25 protein-coding genes are annotated in these 26,080 nt (G+C 74.0%); 14 read left to right on the top strand and 11 right to left on the bottom strand.

Translation table 11 applies throughout. From position 1 onward, the window contains the following. Positions 1-337 precede the first annotated feature (337 nt). Positions 338-1,198 carry a dihydropteroate synthase gene (folP, locus tag ACSU53_RS10250; protein WP_437026622.1) on the bottom strand — a complete coding sequence of 287 codons (861 nt, stop codon included), beginning with the start codon at positions 1,196-1,198 and terminating at the stop codon, positions 338-340. 152 nt (positions 1,199-1,350) lie between these two features. Between folP and ACSU53_RS10245 the strand changes: the two genes are divergently transcribed. Both ACSU53_RS10245 and ACSU53_RS10240 read left to right on the top strand, forming a co-directional pair. Continuing rightward, positions 1,351-1,707: a DivIVA domain-containing protein gene (locus ACSU53_RS10245; RefSeq protein WP_437033101.1), complete on the top strand. Its 357-nt coding sequence runs from the start codon at positions 1,351-1,353 to the stop codon at positions 1,705-1,707. Continuing rightward, positions 1,704-2,288 (top strand): DNA-3-methyladenine glycosylase I, encoded by a 585-nt coding sequence (locus ACSU53_RS10240; protein WP_437026620.1) that lies wholly within the window; start codon positions 1,704-1,706, stop codon positions 2,286-2,288. Before ACSU53_RS10245 ends, ACSU53_RS10240 begins: the two co-directional genes overlap by 4 nt. Positions 2,289-2,365: 77 nt before the next feature. Here ACSU53_RS10240 and ACSU53_RS10235 read toward each other — a convergent pair whose 3' ends face one another. Further along, entirely contained in the window at positions 2,366-3,172 is an 807-nt protein-coding gene (locus ACSU53_RS10235) for an enoyl-CoA hydratase/isomerase family protein (protein ID WP_437026618.1), read from the bottom strand. 385 nt (positions 3,173-3,557) lie between these two features. On the opposite strand from ACSU53_RS10235, the gene ACSU53_RS10230 reads away from it, so the two are divergent. Continuing rightward, entirely contained in the window at positions 3,558-3,725 is a 168-nt protein-coding gene (locus tag ACSU53_RS10230) for a DUF3117 domain-containing protein (protein ID WP_003966491.1), read from the top strand. A 150-nt stretch (positions 3,726-3,875) separates the two neighbouring features. On the opposite strand, the gene ACSU53_RS10225 is transcribed toward ACSU53_RS10230, so the two are convergent. Beyond that, the gene (locus ACSU53_RS10225; RefSeq protein WP_362091361.1) at positions 3,876-4,589 is read right to left on the bottom strand and encodes an O-methyltransferase; all 714 of its coding nucleotides are present in this window, start codon (positions 4,587-4,589) and stop codon (positions 3,876-3,878) included. 259 nt (positions 4,590-4,848) lie between these two features. Here ACSU53_RS10225 and sigE point away from each other — a divergent pair, with 259 nt between their 5' ends. The 5 genes from sigE (at position 4,849) to ACSU53_RS10200 (ending at position 10,388) form a co-directional block, all read left to right on the top strand. Continuing rightward, complete coding sequence (gene sigE, locus ACSU53_RS10220) at positions 4,849-5,508, top strand: RNA polymerase sigma factor SigE (protein WP_437026616.1); 660 nt, start codon at positions 4,849-4,851, stop codon at positions 5,506-5,508. Beyond that, positions 5,505-6,443, top strand: a complete 939-nt coding sequence (locus ACSU53_RS10215; protein WP_437026615.1) for an anti-sigma factor family protein — start codon at positions 5,505-5,507, stop codon at positions 6,441-6,443. Before sigE ends, ACSU53_RS10215 begins: the two co-directional genes overlap by 4 nt. Positions 6,444-6,597: 154 nt before the next feature. Next, entirely contained in the window at positions 6,598-8,775 is a 2,178-nt protein-coding gene (locus ACSU53_RS10210; protein WP_437026613.1) for a trypsin-like peptidase domain-containing protein, read from the top strand. 151 nt (positions 8,776-8,926) lie between these two features. Beyond that, complete coding sequence (locus ACSU53_RS10205) at positions 8,927-9,379, top strand: sec-independent translocase (RefSeq protein ID WP_437026611.1); 453 nt, start codon at positions 8,927-8,929, stop codon at positions 9,377-9,379. Positions 9,380-9,710: 331 nt separating this feature from the next. Continuing rightward, complete coding sequence (locus ACSU53_RS10200) at positions 9,711-10,388, top strand: hypothetical protein (protein ID WP_437026609.1); 678 nt, start codon at positions 9,711-9,713, stop codon at positions 10,386-10,388. A gap of 331 nt (positions 10,389-10,719) precedes the next feature. Here the strand turns inward: ACSU53_RS10200 and ACSU53_RS10195 are convergent, their stop codons facing one another. From ACSU53_RS10195 to ACSU53_RS10185, 3 genes are read right to left on the bottom strand one after another with little or no spacing between them, the layout of a single operon-like run. Further along, the gene (locus tag ACSU53_RS10195) at positions 10,720-11,853 is read right to left on the bottom strand and encodes an Mrp/NBP35 family ATP-binding protein (protein ID WP_437026608.1); all 1,134 of its coding nucleotides are present in this window, start codon (positions 11,851-11,853) and stop codon (positions 10,720-10,722) included. Between the two features lie 42 nt (positions 11,854-11,895). After that, positions 11,896-12,507 (bottom strand): DUF1003 domain-containing protein, encoded by a 612-nt coding sequence (locus tag ACSU53_RS10190; RefSeq protein ID WP_437026606.1) that lies wholly within the window; start codon positions 12,505-12,507, stop codon positions 11,896-11,898. Next, positions 12,497-13,780, bottom strand: a complete 1,284-nt coding sequence (locus ACSU53_RS10185; protein WP_437026604.1) for a magnesium transporter MgtE N-terminal domain-containing protein — start codon at positions 13,778-13,780, stop codon at positions 12,497-12,499. Before ACSU53_RS10185 ends, ACSU53_RS10190 begins: the two co-directional genes overlap by 11 nt. A 215-nt stretch (positions 13,781-13,995) precedes the next feature. On the opposite strand from ACSU53_RS10185, the gene ACSU53_RS10180 reads away from it, so the two are divergent. After that, on the top strand, positions 13,996-14,775 hold the full coding sequence (locus ACSU53_RS10180; protein ID WP_437026602.1) for a hypothetical protein: 780 nt from the start codon (positions 13,996-13,998) through the stop codon (positions 14,773-14,775). A gap of 98 nt (positions 14,776-14,873) precedes the next feature. Here the strand turns inward: ACSU53_RS10180 and ACSU53_RS10175 are convergent, their stop codons facing one another. After that, entirely contained in the window at positions 14,874-15,383 is a 510-nt protein-coding gene (locus ACSU53_RS10175) for a hypothetical protein (RefSeq protein ID WP_437026601.1), read from the bottom strand. Positions 15,384-15,406: 23 nt separating this feature from the next. Continuing rightward, positions 15,407-16,522 carry a magnesium and cobalt transport protein CorA gene (locus tag ACSU53_RS10170; RefSeq protein ID WP_437026600.1) on the bottom strand — a complete coding sequence of 372 codons (1,116 nt, stop codon included), beginning with the start codon at positions 16,520-16,522 and terminating at the stop codon, positions 15,407-15,409. Positions 16,523-17,080: 558 nt separating this feature from the next. Here ACSU53_RS10170 and ACSU53_RS10165 point away from each other — a divergent pair. From ACSU53_RS10165 to ACSU53_RS10150, 4 genes are all read left to right on the top strand, one after another. Then, a complete protein-coding gene (locus ACSU53_RS10165; RefSeq protein WP_437026598.1) occupies positions 17,081-17,665 on the top strand; it encodes a suppressor of fused domain protein in 585 nt (194 codons plus the stop codon). 152 nt (positions 17,666-17,817) lie between these two features. Continuing rightward, a complete protein-coding gene (locus tag ACSU53_RS10160) occupies positions 17,818-18,459 on the top strand; it encodes a DUF6758 family protein (RefSeq protein WP_437026596.1) in 642 nt (213 codons plus the stop codon). Positions 18,460-18,682: 223 nt separating this feature from the next. Then, a complete protein-coding gene (locus ACSU53_RS10155) occupies positions 18,683-19,540 on the top strand; it encodes a PHP domain-containing protein (RefSeq protein WP_437026594.1) in 858 nt (285 codons plus the stop codon). Between the two features lie 85 nt (positions 19,541-19,625). Continuing rightward, positions 19,626-20,231, top strand: a complete 606-nt coding sequence (locus ACSU53_RS10150; protein ID WP_362091395.1) for a MarC family protein — start codon at positions 19,626-19,628, stop codon at positions 20,229-20,231. 504 nt (positions 20,232-20,735) lie between these two features. On the opposite strand, the gene ACSU53_RS10145 is transcribed toward ACSU53_RS10150, so the two are convergent. Then, complete coding sequence (locus ACSU53_RS10145) at positions 20,736-20,888, bottom strand: hypothetical protein (RefSeq protein WP_203592801.1); 153 nt, start codon at positions 20,886-20,888, stop codon at positions 20,736-20,738. 343 nt (positions 20,889-21,231) lie between these two features. Here ACSU53_RS10145 and ACSU53_RS10140 point away from each other — a divergent pair, with 343 nt between their 5' ends. Continuing rightward, a complete protein-coding gene (locus ACSU53_RS10140) occupies positions 21,232-22,125 on the top strand; it encodes an NYN domain-containing protein (RefSeq protein WP_437026591.1) in 894 nt (297 codons plus the stop codon). A 200-nt stretch (positions 22,126-22,325) separates the two neighbouring features. Here ACSU53_RS10140 and ACSU53_RS10135 read toward each other — a convergent pair whose 3' ends face one another. Then, complete coding sequence (locus ACSU53_RS10135; RefSeq protein ID WP_437026589.1) at positions 22,326-23,267, bottom strand: alpha/beta fold hydrolase; 942 nt, start codon at positions 23,265-23,267, stop codon at positions 22,326-22,328. A gap of 127 nt (positions 23,268-23,394) precedes the next feature. Beyond that, positions 23,395-25,692 carry a DEAD/DEAH box helicase gene (locus tag ACSU53_RS10130; protein WP_437026587.1) on the bottom strand — a complete coding sequence of 766 codons (2,298 nt, stop codon included), beginning with the start codon at positions 25,690-25,692 and terminating at the stop codon, positions 23,395-23,397. Between the last annotated feature and the right edge of the window lie 388 nt (positions 25,693-26,080).

The following is a 26,080-nucleotide window of genomic DNA, read 5'->3' as shown; positions in this document are numbered from 1 at the left end:
CGGCCCGCCCGGGTGACGGCCGGGCGGGGACAGGGGACGCAGCGAGGCTCGCGCACCGCGGGGCGGCCCCTCCCGAACCCCCGCCCGGCCATCGCCCCGGCGACCCCAGGGCCTGTCGGTGTCGTTCGGATCATCCCGGCGTCGCGGGGCCCGGCACGCATCTCTCATCCCGGCGTCGCGGGGCCCGGCACGCACCTCGGCGGCGTCGTCGCCGGTCGCCGACGCTCCGCGCCGACGCCCTCCTCCGCCGTGCTGCTGCACGCCACGAGGCCCCGCGCGGGGTGGGCCGGACACGCGCCGTGCCCCACGGCCGGCCGGATCCGACGAACGAAAACCGCTAGGCCAGTCCCCGCCGGGCCACCGCGGGCTCCCGGTGACCGGCGATCGCCCCCACCATGTCCAGCACCTGCCGCGTCTCCGCGACCTCGTGCACCCGGTACACCTGCGCCCCCAGCCAGGCCGACACCGCCGTGGTCGCCAGCGTGCCGAGCAGCCGCTCCTTCACCGGCCGGTCCAGGGACTCGCCCACGAAGTCCTTGTTGGACAGCGACACCAGCACCGGCCACCCCGTGGCGACCATCTCGCCCAGCCGCCGCGTCGCCTCCAGGCTGTGCCGGGTGTTCTTGCCGAAGTCGTGCCCGGGGTCGATCATCACCGACTCCCGCGGCACGCCCAGGCCGACGGCCCGCTCCGCCAGGCCCACGGTCCGTTCCAGGATGTCGGCCATCACGTCGTCGTAGGTCACCCGGTGCGGCCGGGTCCGCGGCTGCGCGCCGCCCGCGTGGGTGCACACCAGCCCGGCGCCGTGGCGCGCGGCGACCTCCGCGAGCCGCGGGTCGATCCCGCCCCACGCGTCGTTGAGGACGTCCGCGCCCGCCTCGCAGACCGCTTCGCCGACCTCGTGCCGCCAGGTGTCCACGCTGATCACGACGTCCGGGAAGCGCCGCCGCACCTCGGCGACGAAACCGACGGTCCGCCGGGCCTCCTCGTCGGCGTCCACCTCCTCGCCCGGCCCGGCCTTCACCCCGCCGATGTCGATGATCGCGGCGCCCTCGGCCACGGCCTGCTCCACACGGGCCAGGGCCGGTTCGTCGCGGAAGGTCGCCCCCTGGTCGTAGAAGGAGTCCGGGGTCCGGTTGACGATCGCCATGATCACCGGCTCGTGCGGCTCGAATTCCCGCCTGCCCAGCCTGAGCATCCCCTGTGACCTCTCCTCGTGCGTATCGGCGCCGGCCGCCGAACGGCGGTCCGGCGACCGCCTGCGGCCTGTCCTGTCAGACTCGCATGGCACGATCGGAGCCACACACCCGACTCCGACAACATCCGACCGTGGGGGCCCCACCGATGGTGATGTTCTTGTTCCTGGTCGTCGCGCTCGCCGTCGTGGTCACCGCGGTGACCCTCGCGGTGGTCGGCGGCGGTGAGAAGGGCCCGCTGCCCGAGGCCGCCCCCGAGCGCCTGCGGGACGCCCTGCCGCCGGACCGCCCGGTCAGCCGCGCCGACGTGGACGGCCTGCGCTTCCCGCCCGCCGCGCGGGGCTACCGCATGGCCGACGTGGACGACGCCCTCGCCCGCCTCGGCGCCGAACTCGCCGAGCGCGACGCCCGGATCGCCGACCTGGAGTCCGCGCTCGCCGGTGCCCGCGCCGCCGCGGCCCACCTGTCCATGGACAAGCCCGCGCCCCGCCCGGAGGCCGGGCAGCAGTGAGCGACGGAGCAGCCCGCACCGGCCCCGACGGCGCCCCGCGCTGTCCCTGGGCCCTGTCCGCCCCCGACTACCTCGCCTACCACGACGAGGAGTGGGGCCGCCCGGTCCACGGCGACGACGCCCTGTTCGAACGCCTCAGCCTGGAGGCCTTCCAGTCCGGCCTCTCCTGGATCACCATCCTGCGGCGCCGGCCCGGCTTCCGCGCCGCTTTCGCCGGTTTCGAGATCGCCCGGGTCGCCGAGTTCACCGACGCCGACCGGGAGCGCCTCCTCACGGACACCGGCATCATCCGCAACCGCGCGAAGATCGACGCCACCCTCGCCAACGCGCGGGCGCTGGCCACCTGGACCCCCGGCGACCTCGACGCCCTCATCTGGTCCCACGCCCCCGACCCGGCGGGCCGCCCGGCCCCGCGCACCCTCGCCGACGTCCCGGCGGTCACCCCCGGGTCGACGGCCCTGTCCAAGGCCCTGAAGCAGCGGGGACTGCGCTTCGTCGGCCCGACGACGGCGTACGCGCTGATGCAGGCGTGCGGCCTGGTCGACGACCACCTGGCCGACTGCGTGGCGAGACGGGGCTGAGCCGCCCCGCCCGGCCGTCCGGCGGTTCCGGCAGGGCGGGGCCGGCCGGCGGCCGCCCCGCCCGGGCGGGCGGACCGCTAACGGCCCAGGTACTTCGGCTTCTCCTTGTTCACGAACGCCTGCACCGCGATCGCGTGGTCCTGGGAGCTGCCCGCGCGCGTCTGCAGCTCGTCCTCCTTCTCCAGCGTCTGGACCAGCGAGTGCCCGAGGCCGTACGCCACCGACTCCTTCAGCGCCGCGTACGCCACCGTCGGCCCCTCGGCGAGGGCCCGGGCCACCTTCTCCGCCTCCGCGTGCAGCTCCGCGGCGGGCACCAGCCGGTTGGCGATGCCCAGGTCGTACGCCTCCTGCGCGGAGATGCTGCGCGGGAAGAGCAGCAGGTCGGTGGCACGGCCGGGACCGATCACCCGCGGCAGCGTCCACGAGATGCCCGAGTCCGCGGTCAGGGCGACCCCGGCGAACGAGGTGTTGAACGCCGCCGTGTCCGCCACGATCCGGTAGTCCGCCGCCAGGGCGAAGCCGAACCCGGCGCCCGCCGCCACCCCGTTCACCGCGGCGACCACCGGCTTGGGCGCCCCGGCCAGCGCCGTCACGATCGGGTTGTAGTGCTCGCGCACCGTGCTCATCGTCTGCCCGGAACCGCTCTCGCGGTCCTCGGCCAGCAGCCCGATGTGCTCCTTGAGGTCCTGCCCCACACAGAACGCGCGGTCACCGGCCGCGGTCAGCAGCACGGCCCGCACGGCGTCGTCGTCCGCGGCGGACCGGACCGCGTCCCGGAGGGCGACCTTCGTCGCGACGTTCAGCGCGTTCATCGCCTCCGGGCGGTTCAGCGTGATCGTCGCGAGTCCGTCGCTCACCTCGTAGAGCACGGTGTCGTCGGCCATGGCGTATCCCCTCCAGCTGGCGGCTCCGGGACGTACCGCTGAGTACGTCCCCGTCTGCAGGACAGCATGACGGACATCACCGGGCGCGGACCGCACCGGTGGTGTGACCTGCGTCAAAGAATCGCGGCCCGTTTTTCGTCCGCGTTCGGGGGCGAGGCGGCGCAGTATCGCAGTCACATCCCCGAATTGAGTGGTTTTGCTCGCGCGCGTTGCCCAAGCGATGCCGACCGATGTTGGTCATCGGGTCCTGCGATGCGGGATAATGGCCTGGAAGCAATGTGTTCGATGCCGGTGCGGTGTGTCCTGTCGTTCGTCCAGGACCGCGGATGCCCTTCGTGGGCCGTCGGCTAGACGGTTGAGCTGGGTTTCAGGAAGGGGAACGAGCATGGCGGCCATGAAGCCGCGGACGGGTGATGGCCCGCTCGAGGTGACCAAGGAGGGGCGGGGCATCGTCATGCGCGTTCCGCTCGAAGGCGGCGGGCGGCTCGTCGTCGAGCTGACCCCGGACGAGGCCGACGCGCTCGGCGACGCCCTCAAGAAGGTCGTCGGCTGACGCGCAAGCGACCATACCCTTTCAGCCGCCCCGGTGCCGCTCCTGGTACCGGGGCGGCTGTCTGCGCAGGCGGAGGGCTGTGTCAGGCGGCACCCAGGGGGCGTGCGGGGCGTGCGGCGGGTCGTGGGGCGTCCGGGGTCCGGACGGCCGTCAGCGCTTCACCGCGCACAGCAGCCCGTCGCCGACGGGCAACAGGGAGGACACCAGTTCCTGGCTCTCGCGCACGGCCCGCACCAGCTCCCGCAGCCGCAGCACCTCGGTGGGCTGCGGCCCGGAATCCACCGTCCGGCCGTTCGCGAACACGCCTTCGAAGGCGACCAGGCCCCCGGGACGCAGCAGGCGCAACGATTCAGCGAGATAGTCCTGGTACTCCAGCCGGTCCCCGTCGCAGAAGACCAGGTCGTAGCCGGCGTCCGCGAGGCGGGGCAGGACCTCCAGGGCGCGCCCGGGGATGAAGCGCGACCGGTTGGCGGCGAACCCGGCGTCCCGGAACGCCTGCCGGGCCGACTGCTGGTGCTCCGGCTCCGGGTCGACCGTGGTCAGCACGCCGTCGGGCCGCATGCCGTGCAGCAGGTGGATCCCGGAGACACCGCAGCCGGTCCCTATCTCGGCGACCGCCTTGGCCTCCACGGTGGCCGCGAGCAACCGCAGCGCCGCGCCCGTGCCGGGCGACACCGAGCGCAGCCCTGCCTGACGGGCCCGGTCCCGGGCCCAGTGCAGCGCCTCGTCCTCGGCGACATAGGCGTCGGCGAACGCCCAGCTCGTCTGCCGGTTGGCGGTAATGACCCTCTCCTGTCCCCGTGAATGCCTGGCGAGACTGTATCCGTTGGCGTCGGGAACCCGCAGATGGGACCGGTCGTTCAAAGGGAGAGGACGACACGTGCGGCACGACGGGGGGCAGGCAGTGGACGAGCACGCCGGGCACATGCCGACGGAGCCGCACGAGCCGGACCGCGGCAGATCAAATTCTCGTAAAACCGCTTATCCGGAGCTAACGGGCGAGGTGGCTATGGTAGGGGCTCCACTGGACACCACCAGAGCCGATAGGGGAGGTGCGGCTGTACCTGTGGATCGGGGAGGAGTGCTGCGGCGCTTCCTTGGATCGGCGGGCAGGCCGAAATCCGTGAACGACACCGCTGCCGACCACAGCCGCGCCGGCGACCCGGCCCAGACCGCGAGCTTCACCACCGACGCGGACGGGCAGGCGTGGACTCCGCCCACCTGGGAGGAGATCGTCAGCATGCACAGCGGGCGGGTCTACCGGCTCGCCTACCGTCTGACCGGAAACCAGCACGACGCCGAGGACCTCACGCAGGAGGTCTTCGTCCGCGTCTTCCGCTCCCTGTCGACCTACACGCCCGGCACCTTCGAGGGCTGGCTGCACCGCATCACCACCAACCTCTTCCTGGACATGGTGCGGCGCAAGCAGCGCATCCGCTTCGACTCGCTCGGCGACGACGCGGCCGAGCGGCTGCCCAGCAAGGAGCCCACGCCCCAGCAGGTCTTCAACGACGCCCACTTCGACGCGGACGTCCAGCAGGCCCTGGACACCCTCGCGCCGGAGTTCCGCGCCGCCGTCGTGCTGTGCGACATCGAGGGACTGTCCTACGAGGAGATCGCGGCCACCCTCGGCGTCAAGCTGGGCACGGTGCGGTCCCGCATCCACCGCGGACGCTCCCAGCTGCGCAAGGCCCTGGCCCACCGCTCGCCGAAGGCGCGCGCGGAGCGCGGCTCCCTCGTGCCCCGAGTTCCCGCCCTGGGAGGAGGGGGCGCGAGCGCGTGAGCGGATCACTGCCCACACCGCCCGAGGGACACCTCGCGGAGCAGCACCTGGGAGACCGACTCTCCGCCCTGGTGGACGGAGAGCTCGGTCATGACGCGCGTGAGCGCGTCCTGGCGCACGTCGCCACCTGCGCCAAGTGCAAGGCGGAGGTGGACGCCCAGCGCCGCCTGAAGAACGTGTTCGCCCAGGCGGCCCCGCCCCCGCCCTCGGAGAGCTTCCTGGCCCGCCTCCAGGGTCTGCCCGGTGGCGACCCCGGCGGCGGCTCACCGCTGCTCGGCGGCGGCCCCGGCGTGTTCGACAGCCGGCGGGGCGAGGGCTTCGAGTTCGCCTACCAGCCCGCCCGGCCGCACGGCTCCGCCCCGCCGGACGGACCGTCCGGCCGCGGCTTCCGCATCCACGACGTCAGCCGGCACGACACCGACCGGCCGGCCTCCCGCGGGCTGCGCTTCGCCTTCGTCGCCGCCGGAGCGGTGTCGCTGGCCGCGATCGCCCTCGGCGGTGTCACGACCAGCATGGTCGCCGACACCGAGGTCCGCGGCGCGGGCAAGGGCAGCAACGTGACGCCGACACGGACCCAGGGCACGGGCGCCGCGACGACGCCCGAGTCCCAGCGGCGCCGCGGCGCCGCACCGCTGATCGGCCACGGCACGGCGGGCCGGCCCCCGGTGCCCGCCGCGCCCACCGGGATCTCCGCTCCGCTGCTGCCGGGACTGCCGCCGCCGGCGGCCGGCGACCAGACCCTCACCGCGCCGATGATGGCCGGCGCGGCCGCCGTCTCCCCGCTGATACGGCCCCTGCCCCCGCTTCCGCCGCTCACTCCCGCGGGCTGGTCCACGCCCTCCGGCATCCGCCCGCCCACCCTGCTCGACGCGGCCCCCGCACCGGCGTCCCCCTCGGCCCTCCCCCAGGCGTCCGCCTCCAGCAGGGCCCGCTGATCCCCGGGCCGCTCGATGCGCGGGGCCGCACGAACCTGATTGAATCCGGTGGGCGCGCCCAGGCCCACGCAGCCGGGTGCCGGACCGTGCTCCGTCGGCCGCGGCGGTCACGGGACCACGGAGTCGAGGAACTGCGGCCAGCTGCGGGGAGAGCATGAACGAGGGGAAACCGGGCCCACCGGGGGAGCGGCCGGACACGTCCGCCGACATCGCGCCGGCGGACCCGTCCGGCACCCACGGTGCGCAGGCCGGGCGCGACGGGGGCGGTACGCCTGCCCCGGAAGGCCGGCGGTCCGCGACCGGGGCACCGGGCGCCGACGCCGCGCGGACGACACCGGACGGGGAGGAGCCCCGGACGGCGGGGGCCGGCGGGGACGGCGACTTCGAACTGGCCCGCCCCGCGCACACCACCGACGCCGAGGGCGACTACGCCCTCAGCAGCCCGCGCACCCCCCGGACGCCCGGAGCCCCCGACGGCCCTGACGCGTCCCCTCACCCCGGCGGGCCCCGGCGCCCGCACGACACCCTCCCCGAGCAGGCGGCGACCGAGGGCCCCGGCGGGCAGGGGCCCGGTGCCCCGGCCGTCCCCGGCCCCTCGGGCGCACCCGTTCCCGGGCCGTCCGGCGAGCCGGTGGGCCCCGCGCCGGCGGTCGCCGGCCCGTCCACCGGACCCGTCGACCGGTCGGCCTCCCTTCCCGGTCCGTCCGGTGAGCCCGTCGGCCCGGTGCCGGCCGGTGAGGAACGGCCCACCCCGCTGCACGACCCGGACCCCTACAGCACCCCGCCCTACGGCGAGCCGGGCCCCTGGGCCCCTGCGCCCCCCGTCCAGCACCCGGCGACGGTCTCCGCACAGGCCGCGCCGCCCCACGACGCGCCCCCGCCGGCCGCACCGGAGGCCGCCACGCCTCCGCACGGCACCCCCGTGGGCGCCCACCCCACGGCGCAGGGCCCCGCGCACGATGCCGCGGCCCCGGGTGCCCCCGCGCCCGGCGCACCGGTCCACGGCGCGCCCCCGCCCGGCGTCCCGCACCAGGAGACGCCGGCCCCGTCGCCCGGCACGGCCCCCGGCGGCCCCCCGCACCCGGCACCGGGCCCGGCCCGGCCCGCCCCCGCGGCCGACCCCTGGGGCCGCTACGACCCCTGGGCGGCTCCCGCGGCGCCGACGGTGGCCTCCGCGCCGCTCCAGGTGAGCGGCCCGGCCGAGGAGAGCGAGGAGAAGCGGCGCAAGCGGCGCTCGCGGACAATCCTCGGCCTCGTGCTGGTCTTCGGGCTGCTGTGCGGCCTCGTCGGCGGCCTCGTCGGGGCCTACCTGGAGCGCAATGGCGGAGTCGGGGCCGTGGAGCTGCCGCAGGCGGGCAAGGAGCCCGCCGACCGCGACCCGGACAGCGTCGCCGGGATCGCCTCCCGCGCCCTGCCCAGCGTCGTGACCCTGCACGCCAGCGGGACGAGCGCGGCCGGCACCGGTACCGGGTTCGTGCTCGACACACGCGGCCACATCCTCACCAACAACCATGTGGTGGAGCCCGCCGGCCGGGACGGCGAGATCACCGTGACCTTCCACAGCGGCGACACGGCCGAGGCCACGGTCATCGGCCGGGACAGCGGTTACGACCTGGCCGTCGTCAAGGTCAAGGGCGTCCGCGGGCTCACCCCGCTGCCCCTCGGCAACTCCGACAACGTGCAGGTCGGCGACCCCGTCGTCGCCATCGGCGCCCCCTTCGACCTGGCCGGGACGGTCACCTCCGGCATCATCAGCGCCCGGGAGCGGCCCATCACCGCCGGCGGCGAGAAGGGCGACGGCAGCGACGTGTCCTACGTCGACGCCCTGCAGACCGACGCGCCCATCAACCCGGGCAACTCCGGCGGTCCGCTCCTCGACGCCGAGGCGCGCGTGATCGGCATCAACTCGGCGATCCGGTCCGCGGGCGGCGGCGGCGACCTCGACGGCGGCCAGGCGGGCTCGATAGGGCTCGGCTTCGCCATCCCGATCAACCAGGGCAAGCGGGTGGCCGAGGAGCTGATCGACACCGGCAAGGCCACCCACCCGGTCATCGGCATCACCCTCGACATGGAGTTCTCCGGCGACGGCGCCCGCGTCGGCACCAAGGGCACCGACGGCGGCCCCCCGGTCGTCACCGACGGGCCCGGCGACAAGGCCGGGATCGAGGCGGGCGACGTCATCACCGAGGTGAACGGCCAGCGCGTCCACTCCGGTGAGGAACTCATCGTCAAGACGCGCGCCCACCGCCCCGGGGACCGGCTGGAGCTCACCCTGGAGCGGGACGGCGAGGAGCGGACGGTGTCCCTGGTGCTCGGCTCCTCCGGCGGCTGACCACCCCGTGTCCCGGCGTCCGCACCCCGCGCGGGCGCCGGGACGGTACCGGACGGCGGGGGCGGCCGGGTACCGTGGACGCGGCCCGGACCACGGACGACCACGACGACCACCGAGGGCCGCGGACCGAAGGCATCGCAAGGAGCTTCAGGTGTTCAATGACATAGGCGCGCTCGAGCTGGTGACGATCATCATCCTCGCTGTGCTCGTGTTCGGCCCGGACAAGCTCCCCAAGGTCATCCAGGACGTGACGCGCACGATCCGGAAGATCCGTGAGTTCTCGGAGAGCGCCAAGCAGGACATCCGGGAGGAACTCGGCCCCGAGTTCAAGGACTTCGAGTTCGAGGACCTCAACCCCAAGACCTTCATCCGCAAGCAGCTCGACAACGACGAACTGGGCCTCAAGGAGATCCGCAGCGGCTTCGACCTGAAGAAGGAGATGGCCGAGGTCACCGACGCCGTCCACGGGCGCGAGTCCGAGGCGTCGGCCTCCCCGTCGCCCGCCGCGTCCTCCGGGTCCGCGTCCGGCCGCGTGGACATGTCCAAGAAGCCCGCGGCCCCGCCCGTCGACGACCGCCCGCCCTTCGACATGGACGCCACCTGACCCGAGGCGTCCGGACCTGACCGCTTTCCCGGCGGCTCCGCCGGCAGCCGCACCGGGCCGGGGCCCAGTGTGTCGAACCGTGCGTACCCGCGCCGTACGCGCCGTTCCGGGACCGCCGGGGCGCACGCCCCCGCGCACGTGACGCGTTTCATACTCCGGCCGGGCCACGCGGGGCCCGATCCGGTCGTTCGCGCGCCGTACGCGCCGGGTGATGTCCCGGTCCGCGGCGGTGGGGTGGCTATGCTGCCCCAGTTGTTGCGCGGACCGGACGAGTGCGCCCGAAGGGGGGCGGGCCGCCCCGGACCGACGAGAATGAGGAGGCGTCCGGGCAATGGAGACGACGAGTCAGGCCGTCGCACAGGCGCCGGCCGCGGAGAGTGGACCACGACCGGCCACCTCCGCCCGGCGTGCGGCCGACGGCTATCTGAGCGCGACCTTCCCCTGGTACGGCCTGGACGAGGCCTTCACGGGCCGGCGCTGGCTGATGCAGGTGGGCACGGCCGCCGACGGGGCGGTCGAGCACGGGTCGATCGGGCACGGCGACGAGCCGTCGGTGCGCAGCGAGTACACGGCGGGCCCCGACCAGGACGCCCGCGAGAAGTTCGCCGTGGTCGTGACCGTCGCCGCCAACCCGGTGCGCCGCAGCGCCGACGGCACCGGTCTGCTGGAGGCCACCTCGGTCTCCTCCGCGGCCTGGCTCGCCGGTGTCGGACTGCTGTCCTTCACCTGGCCGGGCCAGATGGACCACTCGCTGCGGGACAACTGGCTGGAGCAGCAGACGGAGACCGCCTGGGCGCTCGCCGACGACCTGGAGGGGGAGGACTGGTCGACGCTGTCCCTCCCCGTGGACGGTGTGCCGACGCCGTTCCACTACCGGGAGTCCGAGTTCGGCTGGGTGCTCGCCGGATCCACCCGGGCGGGCGTCCACGTCGGCGCGTACGGCCGGGGCATGAGCGCGTACGGGCTGGGCTTCGCCGAGGTGAAGGACGTCGCCGCCTACGCGGACTGAGCAGGCGGGCCCGGCGGGACCGCAGCGGCCACGCGGGACGCCCGCCCGTGCGACGCCCCCGCCCGTGCGACGCCCCGTCGCCGGGACACCGACGCGCCGGGCCCCACCGCACGAGGCGCCGTCCCGTCAGGACGGCGCCCCCACGGGCCGGTCACCACAGGACCGGCCGCGACAGGGCCGGCCACGGCGGGTCCGGCCGCGAGAGGGGCCGCACGACCGGTCCGGCCGGCGCGAGGGGCCCCCGGCCCTCTACGACACACCCCCGGGACACGTCCCGGCGCCCGGGACGGGTCCCGGGCGCCGGAGGGGTCTCGGAACTCCCTGAGCGGTCCTAGAACTTGTTGCGGGGCGTGATCCCCAGCGAGAGCCCGGCCAGGCCCCGCTGCCGCCCGCCCAGCTTGCCGGCGATCGAGCGGAGCGCCGCCCCCGCGGGGGACTCCGGGTCGGTCAGCACGACCGGCTTGCCCTCGTCGCCGCCCTCGCGCAGCCGCACGTCGATCGGGATGGCGCCGAGCACCGGGACGTTGGTGCCGGTGGTCCGGGTCAGGCCGTCGGCCACCGACTGGCCGCCGCCGCTGCCGAACACGTCGACCATCTCGTCGCAGTGCGGGCACGGCAGGCCGGACATGTTCTCGACCACGCCGACGATCTTCTGGTGGGTCTGCACCGCGATGGAGCCCGCCCGCTCGGCGACCTCGGCCGCCGCCTGCTGGGGCGTGGTCACGACCAGGATCTCCGCGTTGGGGACCAGCTGGGCGACGGAGATCGCGATGTCACCGGTGCCGGGCGGCAGGTCCAGCAGCAGCACGTCCAGGTCGCCCCAGTACACGTCGGCCAGGAACTGCTGGAGCGCGCGGTGCAGCATCGGGCCGCGCCAGACGACCGGCGCGTTGCCGGGGGTGAACATGCCGATCGAGATGACCTTCACGCCGTTCGCCGACGGCGGCATGATCATGTTCTCGACCTGGGTGGGCCGCCCGTCGGCGCCCAGCATGCGCGGCACCGAGTGGCCGTAGATGTCGGCGTCCACGACCCCGACCTTCAGCCCGTCGGCCGCCATCGCCGCCGCCAGGTTCACCGTCACCGACGACTTGCCCACGCCGCCCTTGCCGGAGGCGACGGCGTAGACCCGGGTCAGGCTGCCCGGCTTGGCGAACGGCACCTCGCGCTCGGTCTGGCCGCCGCGCAGCGCCGCCGCCAGCTCCTTGCGCTGCTCGTCGCTCATGACGTCCAGCGTGACGTCGACACCCGTGACGCCCTCGACCGCCGCCACCGCGTCCGTCACGCGCTGCGTGATGGTGTCCCGCATGGGGCAGCCGGAAACCGTCAGGTAGACGGTGACCGCGACCCGCCCGTCGGCGGCGATGTCCACCGATTTGACCATCCCCAGCTCGGTGAGGGGCCGGTTGATCTCGGGGTCGTTCACCGTCGCCAGTGCCTCACGCACCGCGTCTTCCGTAGCCATACGACGATGGTACGGCGCCGGGTGCACCCACCGGTAAGCCCGTCAGCGGTCGTCTGCGTCACGTCGGGGCGGACGTTCCGCCCGGAGTGCCGGAATCGCGCCCTGCTCGCGGTGGCCGTTGCCGCGCCGCTCGTCCAGTTCCTTCACCAGGTCCTGCAGCTCGGAGCGGATCCAGTCCCGGGTCGCGACCTCGCCCAGCCCGATCCGCAGCGCGGCGACCTCCCGGGTCAGGTACTCGGTGTCCGCGATCGACCGCTCGCCCTGCTTGCGGTCCTGCTCCAGGTTGACCCGGTCGCGGTCGTCCTGCCGGTTCTGCGCCAGCAGGATCAGCGGGGCCGCGTAGGACGCCTGGAGGGACAGCACCAGGGTCAGGAAGATGAACGGGTACTCGTCGAACCGCAGCTCGCGCGGCGCCGACACGTTCCACACCACCCACACGACGATGACGACCGTCATCCAGACGATGAACCGCCCGGTGCCCAGGAAGCGCGCGATGCGCTCCGAGAGCCGCCCGAACGCCTCCGGGTCGTACTCCGGCAGGATCCGGCGCCGCGGCGGCCGCGGCTGGTCCAGACGCGGCGTGCCGGGGCGCCGCCCGGCGGCGGTGGCCCCGGAGGGCAGGCGGTCGCGCAGGCCGTCGCGCTCAGGCGCCATCGGTCACCACCCCGTCCCCGAGGTGGAACTCGGTCTCGCGCCAGTCGTCGGGCAGCATGTGGTCCAGCACGTCGTCCACGGTCACCGCGCCCAGCAGGGAGCCCGCCTCGTCGACCACGGGCGCCGCCACCATGTCGTACGTGGCGAAGAACCCGGCGACCTGCGGCAGCGCCGCGTCCGGCTCCAGCGGCTGCAGGTCGTCGTCGATCATCGAGCCGACCAGGGTGAACGGGGGGTCCCGCAGCAGCCGCTGGAAGTGCACGGTGCCCAGGTACTTGCCGGTGGGCGTCTCCTCCGGCGGACGGCACACGTAGACCTGGGCGGCGTGCGCGGGGGACAGGTCGGGGTTGCGGATCCGGGCGAGGGCGTCCGCGACCGTCGCGTCGGGGCGCAGCACGATCGGCTCGGTCGTCATCAGACCGCCCGCCGTGTGCTCCTCGTACGCCATCAGACGCCGCATGTCCGCCGCGTCGCCGGGCTGCATCAGGCTCAGCAGCCGCTCCTGCTCGTCCTCGGGCAGCTCGCCCAGCAGGTCGGCCGCGTCGTCCGGGTCCATCGCCTCCAGCACGTCGGCGGCCCGCTCCTCCTTCAGCTTGCCGAGGATCTCGATCTGGTCGTCCTCCGGCAGCTCCTCCAGCACGTCGGCGAGCCGGTCGTCGTCGAGCGCCGCCGCGACCTCGGCCCGGCGCTTGGGGGAGAGGTGGTGCAGGACGTTCGCCAGGTCGGCGGGGCGCAGCTGCTCGAACGTGGCCAGCAGGTTCTCGGCGCCCTGGCCGTGCTCCTCCAGGGAGAACCCGGTCACCGCCGACCACTCGACGGTCAGCGTCTCCCCCTTGCTGCGCCGGAACGCGCCCCCCTTGCGGCCCTTGCGGACGAACACGCGGTCGATCTCCCACTCCCGCCGGGAGGGCAGCTGATGCACCGACAGGTCGAGGACGGTGACCTCCTCGCCGCCGTCCACCAGGGTCACCCTGCGGTCCAGCAGCTCGCCGAAGACCAGCCGCTCGGTGGGCCGCTGCTCGAACCGCCGGACGTTGAGCACGCCGGTGGAGATGATCTGCCCGGACTGCACGGCGGTGACCCGGGTCATGGGCAGGAAGATGCGACGCCGGGTGGGCAGTTCGACGACCAGGCCGAGCAGTCTCGGCGGGCGCCGGCCGACCCGCAGCATGACGACCAGATCGCGCACGCGCCCCACCTGGTCGCCGTTCGGATCGAAGACGGCGACGCCGGAGAGGTGCGAGACGAAGATCCGGGGGGCGCCCGCTGCCATGGCCGCGGCTCCTTTTCGTGCGGGTGGTTCGTGGTCGGGTACTGCCTGCTGCGTTCGCTGTCCGAATGGCCCGCTCGGATGGGCTTCAGGCTAGCCCGTCCCGATCGGCGGTGCTCCGGGGGCCGGTCCGGACGGACTGGCTCCACTGGTCTCCCCTGCCCCCGGTACTCTGCGGTACGCCGTTCAGGTCCCCCGTCAGAGAGGCAGCCGCACCTGTGACTCCGATCTCCCCGGGCCGCCCCCGCAGTCGCAGTGCCGTGCTGGCGGGCGCCGTGTGCGCCCTGCTGGTCACCGGGACGGCGCTCACGGGGTGTGCCGAGGACCCGAACGAGGGCACCAACGGGGTCGGCAAGCTGCCCGCCGAGCAGATCCAGCAGCGGACCCGCAAGGCCGCCGACTCGGTCGACACCGTCCGGCTGCACGGCACGGTGGTCAGCGGCGGGCGCAGCTACACGCTCGACATGCGGCTCAAGACCGAGGGCGGCATCGGATCGGTCACCTCCGAGGGCCAGACGTTCCGTCTGCTGCGCATCGACGACGAACTGTTCCTGAAGGCGGGCGCCGAGTTCTGGGGCCAGGCGGGCGGCAAGGGCAAGGGCGACGGGGGCGACGGCGGGTCCGCGGCCGACGCGGCGGCGGCCGAGAAGCTGGCCGCGAAGTACGTGAAGGTCCCGCAGGGCGATCCCGCGTACAAGAAGTTCAACGGCTTCACGGACAAGGACGTCCTCCTCGGCGGTCTGCTCACCCTGCACGGCACGCTGGCCACGGACGGCCACCACGAGCAGGCGGGCGTCCGCACCATCCGGATCACCGGCGACGACGGCGCGGGCGGCACCCTGGACGTGTCCCTGGAGGGCAACCCGTACCCGCTGCGCCTGGAGCGCGCCGGCAAGGCGGGCACGCTCACCTTCTCCGCCTGGGGCACCGACTTCCCCCTGAAGAAGCCGGGCAAGGACGAGACCCTCGACTACGGGCAGCAGCTGCCCTCGTCGTAGGCGCGGGCCCGTAGGCGCGGGCCGCCGTGCCTCCGGGAGGGGTCTGCGGACGGCTCTCCCGCAGGGGGCGGGGCCCGGTGACGAGCGGCCCCGTCGGCCTACCGCCGCTTGCGCCGCGCCAGCAGCCGGGGCAGGGCCGCCGGTACCGGGCGCCGGGTGGTCGCCGGGGTCGGCCGGGGCGGCTCGGCCAGGGGGCCGTCGGGCAGGGGGGCGGTCGCCCCGGTCGGCTCCAGCCGCACGACCCGGCACTCGCGCGCCCAGCGCTCCGGCACCGCCTCGCCGTCGGGGGCGTTCAGCCGCTTGCCCTTCAGCTCGGCGACGGCCGCCGTCCACGCCTCGGAACCGGCCGGCAGCTCCACCACCGTCGCCGTCCAGGAGACCAGCCGGCCCCCCTTGTCCTTGCTGCGGACGGTGACCTGCACGCGGGCGCCGTCGGCCAGGCCCGGCAGCGGCTGCTCACCCGGTCCGTCACCCACCAGACAGGCGGCGCCCTCGTGCCAGACGTGCCACAGCGCGCGGGCGGGCCCGGTGGACCCCTCGACCCAGACGAGGCCGGACTTCTTCGTGGCCTCCTCGATGAGGGCCCTGTCGCGCAGCTCGCTTGTCATGAGCCCAGCCTAGCCAGCGTTGTTCACAGCCAGCCGTTGCGCTTCAGCGTGCGGTGGATGCCCAGACAGATCGCCACCGTGACCGACAGCACCAGGGGGTAGCCGTACTTCCAGCCGGTCTCCGGCATGTGCTCGAAGTTCATCCCGTACACCCCGCAGACCATGGTCGGCACGGCGATGATCGCGGCCCACGAGGTGATCTTGCGCATGTCCTCGTTCTGCGCCACGGACGCCTGCGCGAGGTTCGCCTGGAGGATGGAGTTCAGCAGTTCGTCGAAGCCGATGACCTGTTCCTGGACCCGGGCCACGTGGTCGGCCACGTCCCGGAAGTACTTCTGGATCTCCGGGTCGATCAGCCGCATCGGCCGCTCGCTGAGCAGCTGCATGGGCCGCAGCAGCGGCGACACGGCCCGCTTGAACTCCAGCACCTCACGCTTGAGTTGGTAGATCCGCCCGGCGTCCGTGCCGCGCGGGGTGCCCTTGCGGCCCGGCGAGAACACCTCCGTCTCGACCTCGTCGATGTCGTCCTGCACCGCGTCGGCGACGGCGATGTAGCCGTCGACGACGTGGTCGGCGATGGCGTGCAGCACCGCCGAGGGGCCCTTGGCCAGCAGTTCGGGGTCCTCCTGCAGCCGGTGCCGCAGGGCCCGCAGGGAGCCCTGCCCGCCGTGCCGGACGGTGATGAGGAAGTCCCGGCCGGTGAAGCACATGACCTCGCCGGTCTCCACCACCTCGCTGCTGGAGGTGAGCCGGTCGTGGTCGAGGTAGTGGATGGTCTTGAAGACCGTGAAGAGGGAGTCGTCGTAGCGCTCCAGCTTGGGCCGCTGATGGGCCTGGACGGCGTCCTCCACGGCCAGCGGGTGCAGCCCGAACTCCCGGGCGATCCCCGCGAATTCGGCCTCCGTCGGCTCGTGCAGGCCGATCCACACGAAGCCGCCGTCGCGGCGCACCAGCCGCATGGCCTCCTGCGGGTTCAGGGGGCCCTCGGTCGTCAGCCGGCGGCCGTCGCGGTACACGGCGCAGTCGACCACGGCGGTGACCGAGCCGGGGGCGCGGGTGGTGTCGTAGGCGCTGCTCTCCTTCCGCAGCGAGACACGGGAGGGACGGACCACGGCGCGCAGGTCGCGGATCATCGACATGGCGGGCTCCTTCGCGAGCGGGCAACGAAAGGCGCCGGTACGACGGGTGGAACCTCCCGGAATGAGGACGTCCTGACCAGGATTCCCTCCCGGACGGGCGGGGAAGGATGTTTGGCACGTCCACAAAGCGGGGAGCACCGCACCGTCGTGGTGGCGGGCTTCGTCGCTGATACAGCTACAGGGGCAGATCAGGCAGAACGAAACGAAGCGCTCTTCCGGTGGGGACGCACGTACGAGAGGTGGCGCACCAGGAACGGACGAGAGACGTCAGAGGGCGGAAGAGCGGGTGATACTGCACGGTCGACTTCGGTCCATGCCAGCACCACCTCCTCCGGCCGGTCCCTCGTGAGGGACGATTCACCATCCCCGTGGGGATACCCCCGCTGAACGGGGGATGTGTCACTTCGGTGCCGGGACGCGATCACGGCGCCGCCGCAGCCCGGGGGGCCCGGGCGGACGCACTGCTGTGCGCTGTCCCGAAGCACGGCCCAATGTAGCAGCAGGCCGTCATGTCAAGGCGCGGCTTTGCCCGGTACCGGCGAGTTCTATGCTCGGCGCATGGCAGATGTTCTTCCTCTGGTCGAGGCCCGGTTGCGTTCGGCGCTGGGCGAGCCGGACGCGCGCGCCGCGGTCACCTTCCTGGGCACGGACCGCATCGAGGTGCTGCGCTTCCAGGAGGGCGACATCGTGCGCTACGCCACCCTCGGCATGTCCGCGCAGCCCATGACCGACCCCACCGCGGTGGTCGCCGACCCCGTCAGGGGCCCCCGCACGGAGCTGGTGCTCTCCGTGCGGGCCGGCCTCGCCGACACCGACAAGGTGCTCCGCCCGCTGGCCGTACTCGCCGCGTCTCCGCAGGTCGAGGGCGTGGTGGTGGCGCCGGGCGCCTCGCTCGACGTCGGTGAACCGCTGTGGCCGGGAGCTCCGTTCACCTCGGTGCTCGTCGCCGAGCCGGGCGGCCTCGTGGAGGACCTGGAACTGGACGAGCCCCTCGACCCGGTGCGGTTCCTGCCGCTGCTGCCCATGACGCCCAACGAGGCCGCGTGGAAGCGCGTGCACGGTGCCCAGGCCCTCCAGGAACGCTGGCTGGAACGGGGCACCGACCTGCGCGACCCGCGCCGCTCCAGCGTCGCCCTGGACTGAGCCCGCCGTGACCAACCTCACCAACGCGCCCGCCGGGCCGCGGAGTTGGCCCGGGTGAGGTGCGCACCGAGGGGACCGGCCGGCGGCCCGGGGCGGTCCGGACGGGTGATCGTCCTTGACGGGACGCGGAAGGGGTAGGACCGTGGGGCCCTATGAGGGGCGAACCCAGTTGCCCGAAGTGCGGTGGCCGGGTCAGGGCTCCCGGCCTCTTCTCCGATGCGTGGCAGTGCGACGTGCACGGCACCGTGCACCCGCTCCAGCCCGTGATACCGCCGAGCGTCGAGGCGCTCAACGTCGTCGTCCACCGCACCCGGGTACCGGTGTGGATGCCGTGGCCGCTGCCCGTGGGCTGGCTGTTCAGCGGCGTGGCCTGCGCGGGTGACGACCGCAGCGGGGGCCGCGCCACCGCCGTCGCCTGCACCGGGCCGGGGCCGCTCGGGGGCATGGGTGAGCTGGTTCTCGTGGCCGAGGAGCTCGGCGTCGGCCTCGGTGCGCGGTACGCCGGCATCGACGGCCCGGACCCGGGGCCGTACCTGAACGTCGAGAAGCCCGCCCAGACCAAGGTGCTCGCCGCCGGGCGCCCCACCCCCCTCTGGCACGTCAGCAAGACGCCGGACGACCGGGCCGTCTTCGCGGGCGAGGCCCTCGGCCTGTGGCTGTGGGCGGTGGTGTGGCCGGAGCAGTCGGGCCTGCTGATGTACGACGAACTGGTGCTGGCGGACCTGCGGGACGCCGGGGCCGAGGTGGACCTCGTGCCGTGCGGCGCCCTCTCCCCGCGCCTGCTGCAGACGTAGTACGGCCCCGGGCCTCACCCTCCGGAGGAGGGCGGCGGGACGCTGCCGGAGCGGCGCGGGCGGGCCCGGGACATGCCTGCGGTCGGTGACCGGACGGGCACGGGCCGTCCGGCCCGCACCTCTGTAGGGGGCGCGGGCCGGGTTCGGCTGTGACAGGGGTGCTCCGGACTCCGGTTATCCTGGAGCGTCCCCATCCGTCCGTCACCGCTTGGAGTAACGCGTCGTGCGCATCGACCTGCACACCCACTCCACCGCGTCCGACGGCACGGACACCCCGGCCGAGCTGATGCGCAAGGCCGCCGCGGTCGGCCTGGACGTCGTCGCGCTGACCGACCACGACACCACCCGCGGCCACGCCGAGGCCCGCGCGGCGCTGCCCGAGGGGCTGACCCTCGTCACCGGCGCCGAACTCTCCTGCCGCCTCGACGGCGTGAGCATGCACCTGCTGGCCTACCTCTTCGACCCGGAGGAGCCGCGCCTGCTCGCCGAGCGCGAGCTGGTCCGCGACGACCGCGTGCCCCGGGCCCGCGGCATGATCGCCAAGCTGAACGAACTGGGCGTGCCCGTCACCTGGGAGCAGGTGGCGCGCATCGCCGGGGACGGCTCCGTGGGCCGCCCGCACATCGCCACCGCCCTGGTCGAACTGGGCGTGGTGCCGACCGTGAACGACGCCTTCACCCCGCAGTGGCTGGCCGACGGCGGCCGGGCCCACATGGAGAAGCACGAGACCGACCCCTTCGAGGCACTGCGCCTGGTCAAGGGCGCGGGCGGGGTCGCGGTGTTCGCCCACCCGGCCGCGAGCAAGCGGGGCCGGACCGTCCCGGAGGCCGCCATCGCGGAGCTGGCCGCGGCGGGCCTGGACGGCATCGAGGTCGACCACATGGACCACGACCCCGACACCCGGGCGCGGCTGCGCGGCCTGGCCGGGGAACTGGGGCTGCTGGTGACCGGCTCCAGCGACTACCACGGCAGCCGGAAGACCTGCGTCCTCGGCGAGTTCATGACGGACCCCGAGGTGTACGGCGAGATCACCCGGCGCGCGACCGGAGCCTTCCCCGTGCCGGGAGCCGGCGGGGTCTGAGCCCGCCCCTCGTCCCGCGCCCCGTCCTCGCCTCTCGTCTCCCCTTCCTCCGTATCTCCCTCACCCGTACCTCAGCAAGGCAGTCATGTTCGACGTCGCCGTCTTCGGCTCGCTCTTTTTGACCCTGTTCGTGATCATGGATCCCCCCGGGATCACCCCGATCTTCCTCGCGCTGACCGCGGGCCGCACCGGCAAGGTGCAGAAGCGGATGGCCTTCCAGGCCGTCTGCGTGGCCGGCGGGGTGATCGTTCTGTTCGGGCTGGTCGGTCAGCAGATCCTCGACTACCTGCACGTCTCGGTGCCCGCCCTGATGATCGCCGGCGGGCTGCTGCTCCTGCTCATCGCCCTGGACCTGCTCACCGGCAAGACCGACGAGCCGCAGCAGACCAAGGACGTGAACGTCGCCCTGGTGCCGCTGGGCATGCCGCTGCTGGCCGGCCCGGGCGCGATCGTCTCCGTGATCCTGGCCGTGCAGAAGGCCGACAGCACCGCCGCACAGGTGTCGGTGTGGGCGGCGATCCTCGCCATTCACGTCGTGCTCTGGTTCGTGATGCGGTACTCGCTGCTGATCATCCGGATCATCAAGGACGGCGGTGTGGTCCTGGTGACCCGTCTCGCGGGCATGATGCTCTCCGCGATCGCCGTCCAGCAGATCATCAACGGCGTCACCCAGGTCGTCCGGGGCGGCTGACCGCCCGGCCTGCCCGGCCCGCCCACCCCGGCGGCTCGTCCGGTGTCTCCGTGGCGGTCGGCCCCGCCGTTCCCGGGACGCACGAAGCCCCCGTACCCGCGTCGTCAGGTGGGGTACGGGGGCTGTCCGGTGTGCGGCACGGGACCGGCGCCGGGCGGCGGTGCTCCGCGTGCCGACGCACCGCCTCGGCGGCGAGCGGACAGCCCGCGGCGGTGCGGACCCCGCTCACGGGCGACACGGGCCGAGGCCGACACGCGCCGAAACCGACACGGGCCGAGGCCGACACGCGCCGAAACCGACACGCGCCGAACCGACATGGGCCGAGACGGAAGACCGGCACGGGCCCGGGGCGACAGGCGGGCGGAAGGCTGACGGGCGGACGTCGGGCGGGTGGAGGGCAGAGGGCGGACGGAAACGGTCCGTCCGGCGGACGCGGACGCGTCCGGAGCGGCGGGGTACGCCGCGGTCTCCCGCGGTACGGCTTCGGCCGATGCCGCTCGCGCGTTACGGCGTCGGTGTGTCGGCCGGTCGGATCCACAGGCGCTGCCCGATCGCGGCGGCCTGCTGAACGATCCCGTTGACGGACGCGGCGTCCACGACGGTCGTGTCCACGGGTGTGCCGTCGACGTCGTCGAGTCGCATGATCTCGAAGCGCATGGGCTTCTCCTTTCGTCCGGTGATCCTCCTGAGGAGAACTACTCGATGTGCGGGCCCGCGAGCCGGACGGCCCGCGTTCCACCCGTGGACAACCCTCTGCGCCGCACACATATTCCCTAGCTAAAGAAAATTTTCGATCGTCTAAGCATTTCGTCGTCGAGGCGCACACACCCGCGGGCGCCCGTGTGGCCCGGGGCCGTCGCCACGCCGTGGTGCCCGTGGCCGTCACCACGCCCTGTCACCCGTGACCGTCGTCGCCGCGCCGTGTCGTTCACATCGTTACGCCCGGGACCGATCGGGACCGGTTGTGTTCGCAGCGTGACCGTCGCGACAATGGGAGGCGATGAACGACGACCTCGCGGACCTGACCGCCCGCATCGACCGCACGAACGAGCTGCTGCACCGCATGCTCGCCGAGGTGGCGAAGACGCCCTCCACCCACGCGATCTTCGTCGACGCCGGGTACCTCTACGCGGCGGCCGGGCGGCTGGTGGCCGGCACGGAGGACCGCAGGGCGTTCGACCTGGACGCCGACGGTCTCATCGACGCCCTGATCGACCGGGCCCGCAGCATCTTCGCGGACAGCAGGCTCCTGCGCGTCTACTGGTACGACGGCGCCCGGCGCCGCATCCACACCGCGGAGCAGCAGTCGATCGCGGAACTCCCGGACGTCAAGGTCCGCCTCGGCAACCTCAACGCCAACAACCAGCAGAAAGGGGTCGACTCCCTGATCCGCTCCGATCTGGAGTCGCTGGCCCGGCACCGCGCGATCAGCGACGCGGCCCTGCTCGGCGGCGACGAGGACCTGGTCTCCGCCGTCGAGGCCGCCCAGGGCTACGGCGCCCGGGTCCACCTCTGGGGCGTCGAGGCGCCCGAGGGCCGCAACCAGGCCGAGCCGCTGCTCTGGGAGGTCGACAGCCAGCGCACCTTCGACCTGGACTTCTTCAAGCCCTACGTCTCCCGGCGGACCGTCCCCGTCCATGAACCCCCGGCCGGCCGGCCCACCCGCGACGACGTCCGTTTCGTCGGCGCGCAGATCGCCGCCAAGTGGCTGGTGTCGCGCGGCCGGGACTCGCTCGCCGAACTCCTGCCGGGCCACCCCTATCTGCCGGGCTCCGTCGACCAGGACCTGCTGGTCGAGGCGGAGAGCCTGCTGTCGTACTCGCTGCGCGGCCAGGCGGACCTGCGCCGCTCCCTGCGCGACGGCTTCTGGGACCACTTGCAGGGGCAGTACTAGGGCGACGCTTCCGGGCGCACCGGCGGCGCGGGCACCGGCGGGGGCGGTACGGGCCGGGACCAGCCGGGCCCGGCGAGCCGCCGTCCGCCCCGCTCCTCCGCCGGCCCCTCCGGGGCCCGTCGCGGCGGCGGTCCGTTCGACGGTCCTTCCGTTCGACGGTCCTTCCGCGGTTGCCTCCCCGTCAGGCGCGCGCGTTGCCGTCAGGCGCGCGCGTCCCCGCCGGTCTCGCCGACGGCTTCGCCGCCGTCCGTCGGGTCGGTGCCGACCCCGTCCCAGAAGTCGGCGAGGGCCCGGGCGGTCGGCAACGGCCGGTCCACCGTGGGGGAGTGCTCGGCCCCGTCGATGACGGTGCGGTGCGCGCCGAGCCGGACGGCCATCGCGTCCAGGTCCGAGACCGGCCAGGTGTCGTCACGGGCGCCCGACAGGACGTGGAACGGCAGCGGCACGGATGCCAGTTCGCCCACCCGGTCCGGCTCGGCACACAACTGGCGTCCGGTGGCGAGCAGTTGCGCGGGCTTGGTGCCGAGCCAACGGCGCCGCAACTGCTCCTGGCCGCCGATGCCCCGCGCGGGACCCCCGACCTCCTCCGGCGGCCCCATGGCCAGGATCGCCTCCCAGCACTCCGCCATCGACATCACCGCCAGCGCGTCCCGCAGCAGTTTCACCCGCTGCTCCTGGGAGAAGGAGATGCGTCCCGGTCCCGACGCGATCAGGGTGAGCGAGCGGAAGGGGGAGGCGTCCAGCAGCACGGCGGCCCGGGCGATCTGGCCGCCGAGGGAGTGTCCCACCAGGTGCACGGGCGTGCCGAGCGCCGCCGCCTGGGCGAGCACGTCACGGGCCAACTCGACCTGGGCGTAGGCGGTTTCGTCTTCCTCTGGACCGTCCGACTCGTACTGGCCGCGCCCGTCCACGGCGACCGTGCGGTAGCCGCGCGCGGCGAGGGGTTCGTGCACCAGCCGGAAGTCCTCCTTACTGCCGGTGAAGCCCGGCAGCATCAGGACGACGCCCTTGGGTTCCGTCCCGCCGTCCGCCGGCATGTCGACGACGGCGAACTCCCCGCGTGCGGTGCGCAACAGGTGGGCGCGGGCGGCTGCGGGCGGGGCGGACGCGGAGGGATCCGGGGGAACGGGGCGACTGGTCACGGCTGAAGGGTAGCGGGCAGTCGCCCGGTACGACCGGGGCGCGTCCGGGGCGGGGCGCCGTCCCGGCGCGGACAGGCCGACGGCCCGGCCCCCGTGAGGGGAACCGGGCCGTCGGCCGGTGTTCGGATCAGCCGTCCGCGGACTCGGCGGCAGCCGTGGCCTTGCGGGTCCGGCGGGCCCGGGGCCTGGTCTCCGCCGTGGCGTCGGCCTCGGGGGCGGTGGTGGCCGCCTTCCGGGTGCGGCGCGGCTTGGTCTCCGCGGCGGCCTCGGGCTCCTGCGCCGACTGCGCCGGGATGTCGGCGACAGCCGGTTCGGCGGCCTTGCGGGTCCGGCGGGTCCGCGGCTTGGCCTCCGCCGTGGCGTCGGCCTCGGGGGCGGTGGTGGCCGCCTTCCGGGTGCGGCGCGGCTTGGTCTCCGTGGCGGCCTCCGCCTCGGCGGTGCCGTCGGCCGTCTCGGCCTTCACGGCGGCCTTGCGGGTCCGGCGCGGCTTGGCCGGTGCGGCGTCCTGCGTCTGGGCCTCGTCGGTGACCTCGGTGACCGTCTCGGCCTGGGCGGCGGCCTTGCGGGTGCGGCGCGGCCTGGCGGCCGGCTCGGGCACCTCGGCGGTCCCCTCCGCCGTGTCCACGGCGGTGGTGGCGGACTCGGCGGCCGGAGCGGCCGGAGCGGGATCAGCCGTCGCGGCCCGGCGGGTGCGGGTGCGGCGCGGAGCGGCGGCCGGGGCCTCCGGCTCCGTCGCCACGGGCGTCACCGCGGCCTCGGCCGGCTCGGCCGCCGGCGCGTCGGCCGTGGGGGCCGTCTGCTCGGTGCCGGCCGTCTCGGCGGACCTGCGGGTCCGGCGGCGGCGCGGCTTCGCGGGGGCCTCGACGGCGGCGTCCGCGGGAGCGGCGCCCTCGGCCGTGGCGACCGCGGCCTGTGCGGCGTCACCGGCTTCGTCACCGGCGGGGACGGAGGCGGATGCGGTGGCAGCCGGGGCGGCGGGGGCCGCGTCCGACGTCGCCCCGCCGCGCGTACGGCGCCGACGCCGGGGCGTGCGCGGGGCGGTCTCCGCCGCCCCGGTGTCCTCGGCGGACGGCGCGGCGGCGGGCTGCGGTGCCGACTCGTCCAGCGGCGCACCGCCGCGCGTACGGCGACGGCGGCGCGGCGTGCGGGCCGGGCGCTCCTGCTCGGCGGACCGGGAACCGCCCCGGTCACCGCGCTCGCCCCGGCCGCCGCGACCGCGCGGCCCACGGCCACCCGGCTCGCCCAGGTCCTCCAGCTCCTCCGCGTCGAGCCCGGCGCGGGTGCGCTCCGACCGCGGCAGTATGCCCTTGGTCCCCTCGGGGATGCCGAGGTCCGTGTACAGGTGGGGGGAGGTGGAGTACGTCTCCTGGGGGTCGCCGAGTCCCAGGTCCAGCGCCTTGTTGATCAGCTGCCAGCGGGGGATGTCGTCCCAGTCGACCAGGGTGATCGCCGTACCCTTCGCGCCCGCCCGGCCGGTGCGGCCGATGCGGTGCAGGTACGTCTTCTCGTCCTCGGGCGTCTGGTAGTTGATGACGTGCGTCACGCCCTCGACGTCGATGCCGCGGGCGGCGACGTCGGTGCAGACGAGCACGTCCACCTTGCCGTTGCGGAAGGCGCGCAGCGCCTGCTCCCGCGCGCCCTGGCCGAGGTCGCCGTGGACCGCGCCGGAGGCGAAGCCACGCTGCTTGAGCTGGTCGGCGAGGTCGGCGGCGGTGCGCTTGGTGCGGCAGAAGACCATGACCAGGCCACGGCCCTCGGCCTGCAGTATCCGCGCGACCATCTCGGGCTTGTCCATGTTGTGCGCCCGGTACACGAACTGCTTGGTGTTCGCGACCGTCGCGCCCTCGTCGTCCGGTGCGGTGGCACGGATGTGCGTGGGCTGCGACATGTAGCGGCGGGCGAGTCCGATGACCGCGCCCGGCATGGTGGCCGAGAACAGCATCGTCTGGCGCCGGACCGGCAGCAGGTTGATGATCTTCTCGACGTCGGGCAGGAAGCCCAGGTCGAGCATCTCGTCGGCCTCGTCGAGCACGAGGGCCCGGACGTGCTTGAGGTTCAGCTTCTTCTGCCCGGCGAGGTCGAGCAGTCGGCCCGGGGTGCCGACGACCACGTCGACGCCCTGCTTCAGGGCTTCCACCTGGGGCTCGTAGGCACGGCCGCCGTAGATCGCGGTGACGCGCACGTTGCGCACCTTGCCGGCGGTCAGCAGGTCGTTGGTCACCTGGGTGCACAGCTCGCGCGTCGGGACGACGACGAGGGCCTGCGGTGCGTCGGTGAGGTCCTCGGGCTTCGCGCGGCCCGCCTCCACGTCGGCGGGGACGGTGACACGCTCGAGGAGCGGGAGGCCGAAGCCGAGCGTCTTGCCGGTGCCGGTCTTGGCCTGGCCGATGACGTCGGTGCCCGAGAGGGCAACGGGGAGCGTCATCTCCTGGATGGGGAAGGGGGTGATGATGCCGACGGCCTCCAGGGCCTCGGCGGTCTCGGGAAGGATCCCGAGCTCTCGGAACGTCGTAGTCAGGGTGCTGCCTCTTCTGTGTACGCGGTGCGAGGCGAGCGCGGGGGTCGCAAGAGGACCGTGCGGGGACGTCGGCGGCCGTACGGCTGATGCCGTGGACACGGGACCACTGCCAACGCTCTAGCGCTCGAACCGCTGAGGGTTCCCTCCGATCGTCGTACGCAACGTGCCGTACGGTCAGGGAGGCCTGTCGGGTCGGAGCCGATCGGGCCACCGACCGGGCATCCTCATACATGCGGCCTGGCGAGCACGTCGAAGTCCTCAGCAGGCGCATTACCACCATACCCCGGAATCGCGC

The organism is Streptomyces sp. enrichment culture (assembly GCF_964273255.1).
Lineage (GTDB): Bacteria > Actinomycetota > Actinomycetes > Streptomycetales > Streptomycetaceae > Streptomyces.
Note: the sequence above shows the minus strand (reverse complement) of the source record. Positions and strands in the feature narration are given on the sequence as shown.

Bases quoted from the DNA above. Each gene is read 5' to 3' on its own strand.
- ACSU53_RS10195 (WP_437026608.1), bottom strand. From the start codon at position 11,853: ATGGCTACGGAAGACGCGGTGCGTGAGGCACTGGCGACGGTGAACGAC.
- ACSU53_RS10190 (WP_437026606.1), bottom strand. From the start codon at position 12,507: ATGGCGCCTGAGCGCGACGGCCTGCGCGACCGCCTGCCCTCCGGGGCC.
- ACSU53_RS10170 (WP_437026600.1), bottom strand. From the start codon at position 16,522: ATGTCGATGATCCGCGACCTGCGCGCCGTGGTCCGTCCCTCCCGTGTC.
- folP (WP_437026622.1), bottom strand. From the start codon at position 1,198: ATGCTCAGGCTGGGCAGGCGGGAATTCGAGCCGCACGAGCCGGTGATC.
- ACSU53_RS10210 (WP_437026613.1), top strand. From the start codon at position 6,598: ATGAACGAGGGGAAACCGGGCCCACCGGGGGAGCGGCCGGACACGTCC.
- ACSU53_RS10230 (WP_003966491.1), top strand. From the start codon at position 3,558: ATGGCGGCCATGAAGCCGCGGACGGGTGATGGCCCGCTCGAGGTGACC.
- ACSU53_RS10175 (WP_437026601.1), bottom strand. From the start codon at position 15,383: ATGACAAGCGAGCTGCGCGACAGGGCCCTCATCGAGGAGGCCACGAAG.
- ACSU53_RS10165 (WP_437026598.1), top strand. From the start codon at position 17,081: ATGGCAGATGTTCTTCCTCTGGTCGAGGCCCGGTTGCGTTCGGCGCTG.
- ACSU53_RS10130 (WP_437026587.1), bottom strand. From the start codon at position 25,692: ATGACGCTCCCCGTTGCCCTCTCGGGCACCGACGTCATCGGCCAGGCC.
- ACSU53_RS10185 (WP_437026604.1), bottom strand. From the start codon at position 13,780: ATGGCAGCGGGCGCCCCCCGGATCTTCGTCTCGCACCTCTCCGGCGTC.
- ACSU53_RS10200 (WP_437026609.1), top strand. From the start codon at position 9,711: ATGGAGACGACGAGTCAGGCCGTCGCACAGGCGCCGGCCGCGGAGAGT.
- ACSU53_RS10145 (WP_203592801.1), bottom strand. From the start codon at position 20,888: ATGCGCTTCGAGATCATGCGACTCGACGACGTCGACGGCACACCCGTG.
- ACSU53_RS10160 (WP_437026596.1), top strand. From the start codon at position 17,818: ATGAGGGGCGAACCCAGTTGCCCGAAGTGCGGTGGCCGGGTCAGGGCT.
- ACSU53_RS10150 (WP_362091395.1), top strand. From the start codon at position 19,626: ATGTTCGACGTCGCCGTCTTCGGCTCGCTCTTTTTGACCCTGTTCGTG.
- ACSU53_RS10245 (WP_437033101.1), top strand. From the start codon at position 1,351: ATGTTCTTGTTCCTGGTCGTCGCGCTCGCCGTCGTGGTCACCGCGGTG.
- ACSU53_RS10235 (WP_437026618.1), bottom strand. From the start codon at position 3,172: ATGGCCGACGACACCGTGCTCTACGAGGTGAGCGACGGACTCGCGACG.
- ACSU53_RS10140 (WP_437026591.1), top strand. From the start codon at position 21,232: ATGAACGACGACCTCGCGGACCTGACCGCCCGCATCGACCGCACGAAC.